At 36.9% G+C, this 15,866-nt stretch carries 12 protein-coding genes; 4 read left to right on the forward strand and 8 right to left on the reverse strand.

Annotated elements, in window-relative coordinates; all coding sequences use genetic code 11:
• Positions 1-65: 65 nt before the first annotated feature.
• Together msp and JO40_RS03680 are read right to left on the reverse strand one after the other, a co-directional pair.
• Complete coding sequence (gene msp, locus JO40_RS03675; RefSeq protein WP_044978071.1) at positions 66-1,766, reverse strand: major outer sheath protein Msp; 1,701 nt, start codon at positions 1,764-1,766, stop codon at positions 66-68.
• Between the two features lie 459 nt (positions 1,767-2,225).
• On the reverse strand, positions 2,226-3,209 hold the full coding sequence (locus JO40_RS03680; RefSeq protein WP_044978072.1) for an Rpn family recombination-promoting nuclease/putative transposase: 984 nt from the start codon (positions 3,207-3,209) through the stop codon (positions 2,226-2,228).
• Between the two features lie 395 nt (positions 3,210-3,604).
• Here JO40_RS03680 and JO40_RS03685 point away from each other — a divergent pair, with 395 nt between their 5' ends.
• Both JO40_RS03685 and JO40_RS03690 read left to right on the forward strand, forming a co-directional pair.
• Positions 3,605-5,995: an adenylate/guanylate cyclase domain-containing protein gene (locus tag JO40_RS03685; RefSeq protein WP_044978074.1), complete on the forward strand. Its 2,391-nt coding sequence runs from the start codon at positions 3,605-3,607 to the stop codon at positions 5,993-5,995.
• A 31-nt stretch (positions 5,996-6,026) separates the two neighbouring features.
• The gene (locus JO40_RS03690; protein WP_044978076.1) at positions 6,027-6,947 is read left to right on the forward strand and encodes a selenium metabolism-associated LysR family transcriptional regulator; all 921 of its coding nucleotides are present in this window, start codon (positions 6,027-6,029) and stop codon (positions 6,945-6,947) included.
• A 66-nt stretch (positions 6,948-7,013) separates the two neighbouring features.
• Here the strand turns inward: JO40_RS03690 and JO40_RS03695 are convergent, their stop codons facing one another.
• The 6 genes from JO40_RS03695 to JO40_RS03720 are packed head-to-tail and all read right to left on the reverse strand — an operon-like array spanning position 7,014 to position 13,797.
• Complete coding sequence (locus tag JO40_RS03695; protein ID WP_044978078.1) at positions 7,014-8,405, reverse strand: M14 family zinc carboxypeptidase; 1,392 nt, start codon at positions 8,403-8,405, stop codon at positions 7,014-7,016.
• A 17-nt stretch (positions 8,406-8,422) separates the two neighbouring features.
• Positions 8,423-10,006, reverse strand: a complete 1,584-nt coding sequence (locus tag JO40_RS03700) for an ABC transporter substrate-binding protein (RefSeq protein ID WP_044978080.1) — start codon at positions 10,004-10,006, stop codon at positions 8,423-8,425.
• 18 nt (positions 10,007-10,024) lie between these two features.
• Positions 10,025-11,053, reverse strand: a complete 1,029-nt coding sequence (locus tag JO40_RS03705) for an oligopeptide/dipeptide ABC transporter ATP-binding protein (protein WP_245608988.1) — start codon at positions 11,051-11,053, stop codon at positions 10,025-10,027.
• Positions 10,998-11,966 (reverse strand): ABC transporter ATP-binding protein, encoded by a 969-nt coding sequence (locus tag JO40_RS03710; protein WP_044978082.1) that lies wholly within the window; start codon positions 11,964-11,966, stop codon positions 10,998-11,000. Before JO40_RS03710 ends, JO40_RS03705 begins: the two co-directional genes overlap by 56 nt.
• A 2-nt stretch (positions 11,967-11,968) precedes the next feature.
• Positions 11,969-12,823 (reverse strand): ABC transporter permease, encoded by an 855-nt coding sequence (locus JO40_RS03715; RefSeq protein WP_002676751.1) that lies wholly within the window; start codon positions 12,821-12,823, stop codon positions 11,969-11,971.
• 11 nt (positions 12,824-12,834) lie between these two features.
• Complete coding sequence (locus JO40_RS03720) at positions 12,835-13,797, reverse strand: ABC transporter permease (RefSeq protein WP_044978084.1); 963 nt, start codon at positions 13,795-13,797, stop codon at positions 12,835-12,837.
• Positions 13,798-13,997: 200 nt separating this feature from the next.
• On the opposite strand from JO40_RS03720, the gene JO40_RS03725 reads away from it, so the two are divergent.
• A complete protein-coding gene (locus tag JO40_RS03725; protein ID WP_044978085.1) occupies positions 13,998-14,645 on the forward strand; it encodes a TetR/AcrR family transcriptional regulator in 648 nt (215 codons plus the stop codon).
• Between the two features lie 140 nt (positions 14,646-14,785).
• Positions 14,786-15,841: an NAD(P)-dependent alcohol dehydrogenase gene (locus JO40_RS03730; protein ID WP_044978086.1), complete on the forward strand. Its 1,056-nt coding sequence runs from the start codon at positions 14,786-14,788 to the stop codon at positions 15,839-15,841.
• Positions 15,842-15,866 lie beyond the last annotated feature (25 nt).

The raw sequence follows: 15,866 nt of genomic DNA on the forward strand, positions 1-15,866 counted from the left end.
TAGTTTTTAAAATAGAACACAAAAAACCCGCCTTACGGCGGGTTTTAAACTATACTAGGTATAGATTAGTAAGTAAGTTTAAGACTTAATACAAAGGTACCATTGTGGCTCTTGTTATTAATAGGAGTTCCAATCATGTAGTCACCGCCATTAAAACCGGCTTCATATTTATTCTCGTTAAGCTTACCATGTTCCCAACTAGCTTTAACTTCAACTTTTTCGATGGGTTGGAATTTTACACCGATCTCATAAGCCATACCTAAATAGAGCTTATCAATCACTTTGTCAGGATCAGAGGCATAAGTATCGGCATGCTGTGCAAAATGATTGGTTTCTGCATAGAACTCGGCATAAGGCTGTACCCACATAACATCAGTCATACTGTACTTATATGAAGCACCTAAATTAAAGCCCATGGGTAATTGAGCATACTTACTTCTTAAAGCTAATTCCAAAAGGTCCGCATAGGTGGTTGTGGCTGTGGTTAGACCTGGAATAATGGGTATCGTTGCAGTAGGTCCTGCATTAAGAAGTCCTGCAAGGGCTTGTCTAAGACTTTTGTCCATATCCTGAGTACTTCGTTTTGCTAAAAGGTCATAAGCGTTTACTGTAGCATGGAAAGCCAAGCCCGGTACTAAGTTAGTATCTCCTTCAGCTTCGGATACAAAGGCCAAGTGTGCGGCCATATTAATACCATGATTCTTAAACTTTGTGGGGTCATCACCGGCGATATTATAGCCTTGGTATTTAGTACCTGTTCCGGCAAAATACAATGCGGCGTCTACCCATTTATAACCTACACTTAAACCTGCATCCCAACCGAGAGTCTCTTTAGTTTTGCCTTCATCTGTATAGGTTACACCTGTAACTCCGTCAAAACCGAGTTTAACCGTCAACTTTTCGATGGGTTCGGATGTAAATGCAACACCGAAGTTTACCATACCGGATTCCCCTTTTTCACCGCCTACGTTAGTAGGGGTAATACCAGTGTTGTAACCATAATCATCAGGGTTATTTAAAGTTGCTTTATTGGAAAGTCTTCCGAGAGTAGCATTTACAGTTGCTTCTACACCGAGGTACTTTTCAACAGGCTGCATAGAAAAATCTAAACCGAATGCATATTTACTGTCTTTTTCGCGTCGTTTATTACCGCTAGTTCCATCCCAAGGTTTAGTACCATCTGAGCCGTCTTGCTTCCAGCTTCCGTTTGATGCAAGTTTAAGAGCGACATCCAAGTTCATAAGACCTGCATTTTTATAGCCGATTTTTGTTCCAAAGCCGGTAAAGGCAGGATTGAACCATCCGTTTAAGTCATCAGTATTAGGATCCCAGTTTATAGGATTCCATCCTAATGCCTTATCAGCCTCAAAACTAGGTTGGCCATAAACGGTCATATAGGCACCATAGAAATGTAAGGCAGCTTTTACAGATGCAGCACCGCCAGTGGCTGTCCAGCCTGTTGCTACCGGAGTAGCCTTGAAAGAAACATCTGCGTAAACATCAGCCTCTTTGTTAGCACTTCCGCCTGCAAAAGATTGTCGCTTGAAGAAAGGAAGCCTAATCTGAAAATTGTTAGAGTTATAAAAACCATGTGTAGCAACGGCATGATTGTCAGCACCGCCTTTGGTATAATCGGTTTCAGAACCGGCGCCAAAGTCAATACCCCAACTTAATGTGGCACTACCTCTTACTTCAGGCTCTACCTGGGCAAAAGCAACTCCGCCCACGAGTACCAAAATCATCAAAATTGACAGAATTTTTTTCATAAAAAATTCCTCCTTGTTATTCGTTTATGACAATTATACAATAGTCAAACATAATTTGTCAAGTCAAAAAACAAAAAAGTTACATAAAAACCGCTTTTTTTATAAATTCTTCCCGATTTTTTTAAATTTTACGGCCTATTAAGAACAAAAACCGCGGCTTCAAATACTTTCCATCTCTTCTTTGGTAAGACCGGCGGCTTTAGCGATAATATCAATTGAAACACCAAGCTGTTTTAAATTGCCTGCATCCTCTAAGGCTTTTCGGTACGAACCCAAAGTGTATTACCATTATCATAATAACATTAAGCGCTTTTCACTTAAAAGTTCCTTATGAAACTGCTTGTCCGGAAGCTTTAAGCCAACGATGCTTTCAGCAGGAATATCCGGTATACATTCCAATAAATCCTGAAGAACGCCCTTGTTTTCCTCTACTCCGCTTCTTTGCAAAAAAATCGGGTATTATAGAGCTTGTATCTCTTCAACGGAAAGACCCGATATTGTACAAATATCATTAATCGGATAATTCATATCTTTCATCAATTTTGCCGTTTCAAGAGCTTTTTTGTATGAGCCGTTGAAAAAACCTTGTTCAATGCCTCTTTCAATTCCTTGTTCAATCCCCTGTTCAATGCCTTGCTCAATTCCTTCGGCAAAAGCTATTTGTCTTTCTTCAGCTCGTTGTACGGCTATATCGGTATCATAATCATATTCTGCCACTAACATATTTATTACCTCCCGTGATTTTCTCATTAAATATTCTCTTAAGATTCCTTTTTCTATGCATATCTTTACCGCATTGGTAAAGCCGTTTTCGCTGTCAAGTTGGGTTTGTTTTCTTACCTCTTCCACAAAGAGACTGTATTCTTCAAGCGGCTTGCAGGCTGTTAAAACTTTGTTTGCTTTGTCCGTGTTGATATTGAGCACTTGTACCGTCAATTCAAGCGGAGCGTGTTCGGACTTTGTTATAAATGCATCCGAAAGTTTTAGAACTGTAGTTTCAGGATAGTCTTCCTTGCCATTATAAAAAACATAAAATTCAGGTGTAGGTATTTTTGACAGCTTTCTTAAATATCTGTCTGTCGGTGCTTGCAGTTTTTCATAGAGCCTTGCAATGTATTCTAAAAAGCGTAACGGCATATTTTCGTTTATCGTAGATTGGTGTTCTGCGAGCACAATTATTTTACCGTCTACAAGGCAGGAAACGTCGTTTATTATGTTCATGTACATAACATTTTCAAGTCTTATATTTTCGACCGGAGATGAAAGCGGAAGATTTGTACCATGCAAGGCGTTATAAAGCGACAAGAAATTTTCTTTTGCAAATATGCGGGCATCTGCTGTGTCGCACGGCAAAAAAGTGTCCTCGACGTATACCCGATACGCCTGCGGTACTTTTTTGCCTAACTCCTTGCATCTGCTCCGCCTATTTGCAAAAGTGCTCATACTATATAACCGCCACGGATGGCGGGGGTTCCGGCATTACGATGTTTTGAGCTTTGCTCAAAACTCGAAGTCAAAGACTGTACACGGATGTACAGTCTTTGACGGTCGACAAACACAGAGTCTTTGTATTTTCCTGTTTGAAGTACTCACATTAGCCTCCTAACTATTTATATTATAGCATAGATTAGCCTATTTTTGAAGAGTACGGTCTTTTCTCGTTTATAATTATTGTATGAAGAGTTTGCAGATGGAATTTCGGCGAAAGGAGGGGGCATATGGGTATAACCAACGAAGTTTCAAGTTGAAGCACCTTTCTCCCAAAAAGGGCGGCCTCCCCTAAATCACCTCTAAATCATTGTATTGACAAAAAACTTTTAGTATGTAAACTATTATCTATGACAAAATATTTAAATGACTGCCTCAAACAGATAAAAAAAATCTATATTCATCCTAATACGTTAAAAATAGCGTCTATTATAATTATTACTTTGCTTATGCTTTTTCCATTTAGCATGAGTAAAATGGATTTGTTTAATACCTCACAAAGGGCGATAAACCTTTACCCGCTGACGGTATTGTTTTCGGGCTTTACACATAAGGGAGTAAACTTCTTTTATGTAAGCAGCTTTTTATTATTTTCATTGCCGATAGCATTTGCAATCGTGTTTATATCTATTTTTCAAAAGAAAATACCGTCAAAAGTCGTTTATTTTTCGGCTTTAATACCTATAAGTTTTTATCTTGCAGCCTCAATTTCGGGGATGAATCTATTTGCAAACACGCCCAGATGGTTTTATTCGCTTAGTCCTTTGACATATTTTGCATTCTTTATTGCCATAATCTTTCACGCTTTTTTGATTGCACACGGCATAATTTCCATAAAACGGCAAAACGAATCATATATGGAATATAAAAGACTGCTGCAAGAAAAGGAAGAACAGGAAAAAATTTTAAAAAAGAAGATAGATGATAAATTAAAAAAACAAAAAGAAAAATCCCAAAAAAACATAGCCGAGCCCATTCAGGAAGACTCCTTGTTTTTAAACAAAGTATTAAAACAATCCATAAATAATTTCAAAAACAGACAAAAAAAATCTCACATAAAAATCAAGATAACAATAGTTATTATTTTTACCATATTGGTAATTCTTTCGACATTTATCTACACGGATTTACGAAACTATAATATGCTCCTGACTCAAAATGTAAATACAACAGGTAAAAATCAGGCTGAGCAGGTTGCGGCCATATACAGTTTTTCGGACGGCCTTCACGCTAAAATCAATGCCTTCCTTGAAGGAATAAAAAAAACGAACTCCTCTTCTCCTTTTCCTTTCCAAAGGGTTGATATAATAACTACGAGCAATAAACAGCCTGTTTTTCTTGAAGAAATAGATGAATCGACCGAGCTGCCGGTATTTGATGTTTTTTCTTATACTACAGCTGCCGGTCAAGTAAGGTTTATACCCGATGAAGAAAAAAGTATAAGTCCTGAGAATGCAGCCATTTACATAAAACATTGCAAAAACGAGTCCACCGTTAGTACCCCTATTTACAATGAGGCAAAAGGAACCTGCCTTTATATCTATCCTGTAACCTTTGCCCGTAAGGATGGCCAGAGACTTGTAGGCTTTTCCGTTGTTACATACCTTAAAGAAATCTTAGACCGGCCTTATTTTCAGGCAAAGGTCTTTGTGTTTTCCATTTCGGCAGTATTTTTCTATGCTTCTATCTTAATTGTTCTTTTTTTAGCGGATTTTATTGCAAATCCGGTCATATTTTTATGCGGAAATATACGAAAAACGGCGAATATTTTAAGCGGAATGATTTCGAGTAATAGGGCAATCGAAGCAGATCGGCTCATTTTTGAAGAAAATATCAAAACCCATGACGAAATAAAAACGCTTTCAATAGAGCTAAAAAATATCATCTCGCTTATCCGAGGAATTTTACCTTATGTGTCTTTTCATACTATCCAAAATGCAGAAAAAAACATTTCGAATAAAAGCTCCTCCAGAGATTTATGTTTTTTGTTTACCGACATAAGAGGCTTTACAAGCATGTGTGAAAATATGCAGCCTAGAGAGGTTATTTCCATATTAAACCGGTATCTTAGCATCGAAACAAAAATCATTTTTGAAAACGGCGGAGATGTGGATAAATATGTCGGCGATGAAATTATGGCTTTTTTCTCAGGGCCTAAAAAAGAAATCAATGCATGTAATGCCGCTATGGAAATTCGTAAGGCTATGAGGCGGGAGCAAAAAGCAGCAGCACAAGAGGGCACAGCAGCAATTTCAATCGGTATCGGTATAAATTCGGGGCCTGTAGTATTCGGGCCTGTAGGTTCAAAAACAAGAAAAGATTTTACATCTATAGGGGATACCGTAAACCTTGCAGCCCGCCTTGAAGGAGCCAACAAAGAATACGGTTCAAAGTCGATTATTTCCGAAGCGGTGTATCAAAATTTAAGCGATGATTTTATTTGCAGGGAGCTTGATTTTATCGCCGTCAAGGGAAAAACAGAGGCCGTCCGTATTTATGAAATCCTTCAGCCGACCGAAAAACTTACAACAGAAAAACTTTACGATATAAAACAATTATTTGAAGCGGGACTGTCCTATTATCGAAAAAGAAAATGGAAGCAGGCTGAAAAGTATTTTTCAGAATGTTCAGAAAAATATAACGATGCGCCCTCCAAGGTCTTTTTAAGAAGAGTTGCCCATTATCAAGTTTCTCCGCCGAAACCGCGATGGAGCGGAGTCTTTGTAATGAACGTAAAATAAATTCGAAAGATTAAAATTGAAGGAGCTTTTTATGGAATTTAAACAGCTTGAAATATTTATCAAACTTGTAGAAAATTTAAGTTTCTCGACTACGGCAAGCGAGTTAAACATATCTCAACCTACTGTAAGTCTTACCTTAAAACAGTTGGAGGAGGAACTTGACACTCCTCTTTTTTTGCGTTCGACGCGGGAATTAAAACTAACTGCGGCTGGGCAAAAACTGTATGATGAAGCAAAAAAAATTTTAGCCGATAGGGATAAGCTGATAGAAAAATTTATATATCCTGAAAGGAAGGTTATAACTATAGGAGCTTCAACCATTCCTGCGGGCTATCTTCTGCCTTCAATAATAAAAGAATTTAAAAAAAAGCATCCGGATATTTATATAAAGATTGAAGAAAAAAACAGCCTTGAAACAATCAAAAAAGTTTCTGCAAATACCGTCGATATCGGCATTGTGGGTATGCAGGTCGAAGATGAAAACTGTGAGTTTCTTCCCATTTATAAAGATGAATTTGTGTTTATCAGTGCAAATAATTCCTATTACCAAAAGCTAAAAAAATCCAATCCCAGCTTTAAACGTATTGCCCAAGAACCCTTTATTATGAGAGAAACAGGTTCCGCCGTTAAACAAAATATGGAGCTGATTTTAAAATCACAAAAGATAGATTTAAATTCTATAAATATAAGTGCTTCGATAAACGACACGGAAGTACTAAAACAATTAACGGCAGAAGGCCTAGGAACATCTTTTATATCGAAGATAGCCGTTGCAGACATGGTAAAGCATAAAGAACTTATAGCTTTTGAGCTCGATGACATTCCGCATCAATACCGCGACATCTATCTTGTATGGAACAAAAAAATAAATTACGCAAGCCACATCAAAGACTTTTTAAACTGTATGGAATGTTTTAAAATAAAAAAAGAGAGTGAAGAAAAAACTATCTGACGATGAAAGGGCTGCCTAAAAGCAATAACAAAGCAGCTTTTGGACAGTCCTCTCAAATATTTTTACCTATACGTTTTTTAAATATTCAGCAACGAGCAAGCCGCATTCCAATTGTATGGATACAAGCTTTTTGATGGGAACAACACTGTATTTAATATTGGCTTCCAATTCGTCGCTTAATACATGGAGTTTCTTTTCCGCCGCGCTAAATTCATTGGATAAAGCTTTTTCTTTTTCTTTATCTTCCTCTCTGTTCTTTTTCATTTTAAAAAGTTCAGTTTCATTGGCTCTTGTTAAAAGACCGAAGGACAGCATTTTGTAAAATTTTTTAATCCATTCATTATCAAATTTTTCTGCAACCGTAGCATTCTTTTTACTGTAATTCTCATCTTCGTAAGTCATCTTAACGGCAGCATCATAATCATCCTGTCTTCCTGTAAAAGCATCCAAGGCAAGTAAAAACGGATTATTTTTTGCCATATACTTTCTTGTCTTTTTTAAAGAATCTAAAATGAACGCTTCGCTTTCCCTGTTTTCTTCTAAAGATTTTCTCACTATCTCACCTCGGTTTTCTCCGCTGTCCGATAGGTCAATAATCTTTTCGCTATAAAAATACGGAAGTTCAGTCAGCATTGTAAAAGACTTATACTTTTCCCCGGCATAGTCTGCGCTGCATGTTCCGACCCCGATTGCTTTTGGAATATCTTTTACACCGTATTTTTCCAAGTAGTCGTAATTATCACGAATGCCGAGTTCTTTATAAATTGCTGGAGCAAAGGTTTGGCAGTAGGGGGCTTCAGGTTCTCCCAAATTTAGCGGTACATTTTGTTTTTTTGCCGCTTCTTTTAAGTCTGCATATACTTTCGGAATGTCACGTGATAAATACCAGTATACCCCTCCAAATCCTGCATTATGAAGCGAATAAATGAATCGTGGTTTAATTTTATCGATTAGATGCATCATTGCAACAGTTTCAGGAATAGAATCGGTAAATTTTAATTCCTTGTACTCTATCGGGAATGTCCAATCCACTTGCTGATGTCCGGCAGGCCTAAAAAAATTTCTTGCGTAGTTATAAAGTGTAAACGGACCCTTAAACCAGCCCTCGTTCAGTCTGGTTCCGTCGGAATCCCAAGCTTTTACAATATACCACGTGTAATCCAGTTCATCGCGCAATTTTTTATTTTCAGCCAATTCTTTTGTAAAATAATCCAACATCATAGTGCCGATGGGTTCATTCGGATGAGGAAGTCCGAAAACAAGAGCATTTTGCTTTCCTTTTCCTATTTTTAAACCTATGATCTTATCACCGTCTCTGGTCGTCCCGAATTCAAATTCCTCAACTATATCGGGATATTTTTTTGCAAGGGCCTTACTTGCCGAATTCATTTCATCGACGGTCATAAACTCTTTATAATCGGGAACCCGGTTAATAACATCTTCAAATATTTTATTCACTTTATTACCCTTCCCTATTATTTCACTTTTTCAGTAAATGTATATTCTTGCCAACCCCATTTTCCTGTTCCGTCTATAGGTAAATTTTTAAAATTCACTGAATTTGCATCGTAGGATGCAAACCCTACTATGGGAATAAAAGGTAAATCTTCGGCTAAAATTTTTTGGGCTTCTTTATAAATTGCAGCTCGTTCTTCTTTATCACCTACAGTCAAGCCTTTTTTACATAGCTCATCAAACTTTATATTGGAATACCCGCTCCAATTGTTTGATTCATCAGTACCATATCTGGAATAAAGAGCTGCCGGATCAGGCCCCATAAAGCCGCCTTGTAGTTCTAGTATAAAATCTCTATTTGCCCCTACTTTATCCGACCATGCATTATATTCAGATACGTTTACCTTTAATTCAATACCGGCTTTTGCAAGTGTTGCCTGCATTAATTTTGCAGCATCGGGATATCCTCCACCCTCAAAAACTTCTATTTGCAAACCGCGTACAAAAAATCCGTCTTTATCGGCCTTGTATCCGGCATCCTGTAAAATTTTTCTTGCGGCATCAATGTTAAATTGAGGAGATACATTTTCCGTATTGCTTACCCATTTTATAAATTGAGGATACATAGCATATTCAGGCTTTTGTACTCCGTCGAAAATTTTATCGGAAATTTCTTTTTTATTTATTGCACTTGCAATCGCCCTTCTTAAATTTACATCCTTAACTTTTTCATTCCGCATATTAAAGATAATTCTCATCGGCGACGGATATTCATTGAATACCAGTCTAAGCTGAGGATTTGCTAAAAGTTCTCTATTATTTGCTGCCGGTACATTTTCCAATACATCTATTTCTCCGTTTACGAGTGCTTGTACTGCTGTAGCACTATCGGGAATTATTGTAAAAATTACATTGTCTATTTTCGGGGCTCCCATAAAATAGTTTTTATTTGCTTCAAGTGTAACCGATTCCCCTTGTTTAAATTTTAAGAGTTTAAAGGGCCCCGAACCTATCGGCTTTTCTTTGGCTGCAATATTATCTTCCCATTCCTGTCCGTTATCAAAAATATGCTTCGGGAGAACAAATGACGCATACCAACCGAGATTTGCCACAAGCGATACATCAGGGACTTTTAATTTAAACACAACCGTCTTACTGTCTTTTACAACTATTTCGTCAATAATTTGAAGCCGTGAATATAACAAGTACGTATTTTTCTTTGCAATATAATCAAATGTGTATTTTACATCATCGGCCGTTACAGGTTTTCCGTCATGCCATTCAGCCGTGTGAAGATAAAACGTTATCTCTTTTCCGTCGGGTGAAATATCCCACGATTCGGCCAAATCGGGTATAATATTTTTTGATGCGTCCAATTTGACCAACCGATTGAATATATTTTGGAAAATCGGATACCCATTGTCATCGGGCAAGCTGTCCGGATTCCAACTCATCGGATCGCCGCCTGCTCCTACAATGAGGGTAGTTTTTTCCGTTGTTTTTCCACCGGTTCCCATTTCTGCCTCATCCTTACTGCATGAAATTACCAATACAGTAACCGTCAAGACCGCTGCCATAAGCAGCATTGCAATTCTTTTTTTCATTTTCTTCTCTCCTATTGTTTATAATTTATGACAAGCAGCAATGTGCCCTTCATACAATTTTTTAGTATCCGGATAAGAACCGAAACATTCATCCGTCGCCATAAAACACCTCGGTGCAAAATAACACATATCTTTCGGGTCAATCGGAGTTGGCGGCTCTCCTTGTATAAAAATTTTTTCGGTTTTTTCCGTAGGGTCGGATGAACCGCAGTTTGATATTAAAACTTTTGTATACGGATGTTTGGGATTTTTGATTATATCATCAGCATCTCCATATTCTACAATTCGCCCTAAGTACATAACAGCAATTTTATCCGAAATATACCGAGTTAAACTTATATCATGGCTGATAAAGACAATAGTTGCATGATATTGCTTTTTTAAATTAAGAAGCATATTTATAATATCTGCCCTAACCGATACATCCAGCATTGAAACGGGTTCATCGGCAATTATAAATTGCGGTTTTAATAGCATTGCGCGTATAATCGAAATTCTTTGTAATTGGCCGCCCGATAATTGATGTGGATACCGTTTTAAAAAATCGGCAGCAGGATGTAAGCCTCCGTTTTCCAATTCCGTTATGAGAATCTTTTTTCTTTCAGCATCATTTTCTGCAATATTGTGTATTTTTAACGGACGCAATAATATTTCTTCTATGGTATTTTTCGGTGTAAAGGAATCATACGGGTTTTGAAATATAATTTGCACTAATCTTCTAAAACCTTTAGAGTCGCTTTTCATTATCTGTTTTGTTGAAAGTCCGTCTATATATACATCACCGTCCGTCGGTTCTTCCAACCGGCTTAATATTCTTCCTAATGTAGATTTTCCGCAGCCGCTTTCGCCGATTAAACCCAAAATTTCACCTTGCTTTAATTCCAAGTTGATATTATCAAGGGCTTTAACAAATGAACGGCTCTTTGTAAATAATGATTTTCCTTTTTTACCGGATAAAATTTTTTTATATTTTGAATACTGATAAATTCTTTCATTTTGCCGCCTCCTTGTAAAGATGACAATACACATCCCCGTCTTTAAATTCACTTTTCTGAGGTTTATGGGATTTGCATATATCCATTGCATTCTTACAACGCGGAGCAAAAATGCATCCTTTGTATTGCTGCGATAAATCGGGAATAAAGCCTTCTATAGATTTAAGCGGTTTTTTTTCTCCGTACAAGGAGGGAAAGGATTCTATAAGCGCTTTGGTATAAGGATGTTTAGGATTTTTTAAAACGGTTTCCGTAGCTCCTATTTCCATTAATTCTCCTGCATACATAATTCCTACTTTATTACATGATTGCGAAACAACACTTATATCATGAGTAATCATAATACGAGTCATATTCATTTCGGCTTCAAGCTTAACTATTTCATCCAATATTTGTCCCTGTGTAACCGTGTCCAGAGCCGTCGTAGCTTCATCTAAAATTAAGAGTTTAGGCGAAAACAATAGACTGATTGCAATCGATATGCGCTGCAGCATTCCGCCGCTTAGCTCATGAGGATATAAATTATAAACACGGCTGGAAAGATTAACCAGTGAAAATAAATACAAGGCCCTCTCTTTAATTTTCTGGGACGGAGCGTCTGGATAATGAACACGGTAAATATCTTCTATTTGTACGCTGATTCTATGTACAGGACTTAATGCATTCATTGATTTTTGAAACACGACAGAGATTTCTTTCCATCGCAGTTCGTTATATTGCCTGTCGGTTAATTCCAATAAATTTTTTTTATCGAATTCGACGCGTCCTGTAATAGCTGTACTGCGGGCGGGTAATAACTTTAAAAGCCCCATAGCTAATGTAGACTTGCCGGAACCGGATTCACCTACAATTCCCAGCGAGTCTCCTTGATTCAGCATAAACGAAATATCTTTTACCGCATACACGCTTTTATGTTTGTTTCTATATGTGATGTTTATTTTTTCTACATTTAAAACGGTTCCCATGTTTACCTGCCTCCGCTTGATATGTTTTTCGGGTTTAGGATGTGATTTAATCCGTCACCTAAAAGATAAAATGTAGTTACCGTTACTACGATCCCTATCCCTGCAAATGTCGATATCCACCATGCGGTTGTGATATACGGCTTTCCCTGATATATCATTTGTCCCCACGAGATAATATTCGGATCTCCCAATCCTAAAAAAGAAAGCCCCGCTTCCGTTAAAATAGCATTGGACATTCCTACCGTAGTATTTGCAATCACTGGAAAAATGCCGTTAGGAATAATATATTTAAATAGAATTTGTCTGTTGTTTTCTCCGAGAGCTTTTGCCGACTTAACATATGTGCGTTCCCGTATTGAAAGGGCTTGAGCCCGCATTAGTTTTGCATTACTCGGCCATGTTGTTATTCCGATAACTACCATGACGTTATAAATGCTGCTCCCAAAAAGAGCTATAATCAATAGAATCAAAAAGAAAGTGGGGAGCATCATAAAAATATTTATACATTCGGATATTATTTGATCTACCTTGCCTCCAAAAAATCCTGCTATCCCTCCGATTATTACACCTAATATCCCCGATATTAAGGCTGAAATGATAGCAACTTTTAATGATGTCGCTGTGCCGTAAATAATCATACTAAAAACGTCTTGCCCCATATGGTTGGTTCCTAAAATGTGTCCGTTTTTTCCTAAGCCGGATAGAATATCATTCCCGTATTCATAGGGATTAAAATTTGCAATTTGAGGAGCAAACGATATTATTATCAGCAATATTAAAAGGCAGATAAGTCCCAGCCTCATTTGCTTGTCGGAATAAGCAGCTTTACAAAGTTCCCGTATTTTTTCGATTTTCATAATTCATCCCCTTAGTACCTGATTCTGGGATCTACTATTGCATACACAATATCTACAACCATCATCATAACGGCAATTGCAATGCTCATAATGAGATAAATACCCATTAAAACGGGATAATCTCTTTGATTAATGGCATTTAATACAAGCCTTCCCGTTCCCGGCCATGCAAAAACAATTTCAATAAGAGCTACACCTGTAATTAAATATGCCAACGATATGCCGAAAACGGTAATTGTAGGTAAAATTGCATTTTTAAAAATATATTTTCTAAAAATCTTTTTTTCATTCATACCCGCAGCTCTTAATGTCATAATAAAATCTTCATTTGTTACCTGTAGAACCGAAGACTTCGCAATTCGGAAATACAACGGAAGCTCTATCAAGACTAAAGTTGTTATAGGTAAAATTAAGTGGATAATCACATCTTTTACATATTTAATTCCGGAATAATCTGCTCTGGGATCGGTCATTCCGAATGTCGGCAGCCATTTTAATTTTGTAGAAAATAAAATAATCAGCATTAATGCCAGCCAAAAAGACGGTAAAGCGTTTAGAACATAGTTTATACCCGATAAGCTTACATCAATAAATCCGCCTTCTTTCCGGGCAGCTACTATTCCCATAGCAGTACCAAGAAAAAGCGATATAACAGCTGCGGTAAATACAAGAAGAATTGTTGGCCCTATTTTATCTAAAATCATTTTTGAAACGGGTTTATTGTATATAATTGAAATTCCTAAATCTCCTGTTGACATATTTTTTAAGTATCTGAAATATTGCTCATATAGGGGCTTGTTTAAGCCGTATTTTTCTTCAAGAGCTTTAGTTTGTTCAATATTATCGGTTTCTTTTCCCATCATAGTCTTAATGGGATTGCCGGGAGCAATATTGATAATGATAAAATTAATTGTAAAAACAACAATAATCGTAATAAAAGCGGAAAAACTTCTTTTTAAAATATAATTTTTCATTAAGCCCCCTGCTCATAAAAAAATCTTAAAACAATCAAATTCCTATAATGTATAGTGAACACGTTCACTTTAAGTAAAGTATATCACGGTTTTAAATACCTGTCAACAAAAAATTTTAAAAATATTGCTTTTTTTTCTAAATTATTATACAATGTTAGCTAGGTGAAACGAATATAAAATTATTGGAGAAATTCAAAAAAATGCCTAAATACACCTTTTTAAAATTACCCGATGAACGAAAAAATAAATTTCGCAAAATTATATATAATATGTTTATAAAAAAAGATTATGAATCTATTTCGATAAGGAATTTGGTAAAAGAAATGGATATATCAATAGGAAGTTTTTATAAATATTTTGATGATAAAGCGGAAATGTACCTATTCTTCTTCTCTGAAATAGAAAAAAAAATTTTTGAAGAGGAAAAAAGGCGGAATGCTTCTTTTTTTTATCCGACAGAACCGCTTGATTTGAATGAAATTTTGACACAGGAAGAAATAGACTTCAGTTCTTCCTGGCTTAAGGTACCCGAAGACGTATTGTATAAATTTTATTTTAGAGGGCATGCAAAGCAGCTTTACCGTTCGGTACTTGATGAACTTTCAGAAATGCAGCAAAAGGCTCAGCTTAATCCGCATATTACTGCAAATATAGCATACCATATAATAATTACCTCAATGTTCAGTTTTATGCTATACATACGAGAAAATAAAATCACAGATAAAAAAGACTTCTTTAGTAGAAAAACAACCTATTATCAAACGGTAATTTTACCGGGTATATTATCTGAAAAATACTACAAACAAAAATATTCTAAAGATGCAATAAAAAACGAGATTATTTTATAAGAAGCAATGTTTTAAAATTTTATATTTTGGTTACTTTATTATCGATAAAAAAATATAAATATATTGACAAAAATAAAATTTTATTATATCTTTATTTATAGATAATAAATTATCTATAAATATTTTAATAGGAGGCCTCTATGAAAGGTTTTGCAATGATTAAGATGGGGGAAACCGGATGGATTGAAAAAGAAACTCCTGTCTGCGGCCCTCTTGATGCAATTTGTAAGCCCCTTGCACTTGCTCCGTGTACTTCTGACGTACACACCGTTTGGGAGGGAGCTATAGGTGAGCGGCATAACATGATTTTAGGGCATGAGGGCTGCGGGGAGATTGTTGAAGTTGGATCCCTCGTAAAAGACTTTAAACCCGGCGACAAGGTCCTTGTTCCTGCCATTACTCCCGATTGGAATTCGTTGGAAGCACAAAACGGATATTCAATGCACTCCGGAGGGATGCTTGCGGGTTGGAAGTTTTCAAATTTCAAAGACGGCGTATTCGGCGAGTATTTTCATGTAAATGATGCCGACGGCAATCTTGCCATCATCCCTGACGGAGTTAAAATTGAGCATGCCCCGATGCTCTCAGATATGGTACCTACAGGCTTTCACGGAGCCGAATTGGCTGATATACAATACGGAGATTCCGTACTTATTATCGGCATAGGCCCAGTAGGACTTATGTCTGTTGCCGGTGCCGCTTTGAGAGGAGCATCCCGCATCTATGCAGTAGGCACACGCCCTGCTTGCATCGAAGCTGCAAAATTTTATGGTGCAACTGATATTATCAGCTACAAAAACGGACCCATTGATACACAAATCAATGATCTCACACACGGCAAAGGAGTGGATAAAGTAATAATTGCCGGAGGTACCGTTGATACGTTTGCAGAAGCCGTAAAAGCCCTTAAACCCGGCGGCAAGATAGGAAATGTAAATTATCTTGGTTCCGGTGTATCCATTAAAATTCCCCGTGTTGAATGGGGTGTCGGTATGGGACACAAGCAAATTAACGGAGGTTTGATGCCCGGAGGAAGGCTGCGCATGGAAAAACTGAGCAGCCTTGTATCGGTTGGTAAACTCGACCTTTCAAAGCTCATCACACATAAATTCCAAGGCTTTGAAAATGTTGAAAAAGCTCTTTACCTTATGAAAGATAAACCGGCAGATCTTATAAAACCTGTAGTTATTATCTAAAACAATTCTTGAATTTTTATTAAAA

Origin of the sequence: Treponema putidum, assembly GCF_000755145.1 — a bacterium.
Classification (GTDB): Bacteria; Spirochaetota; Spirochaetia; order Treponematales; family Treponemataceae; genus Treponema_B; species Treponema_B putidum.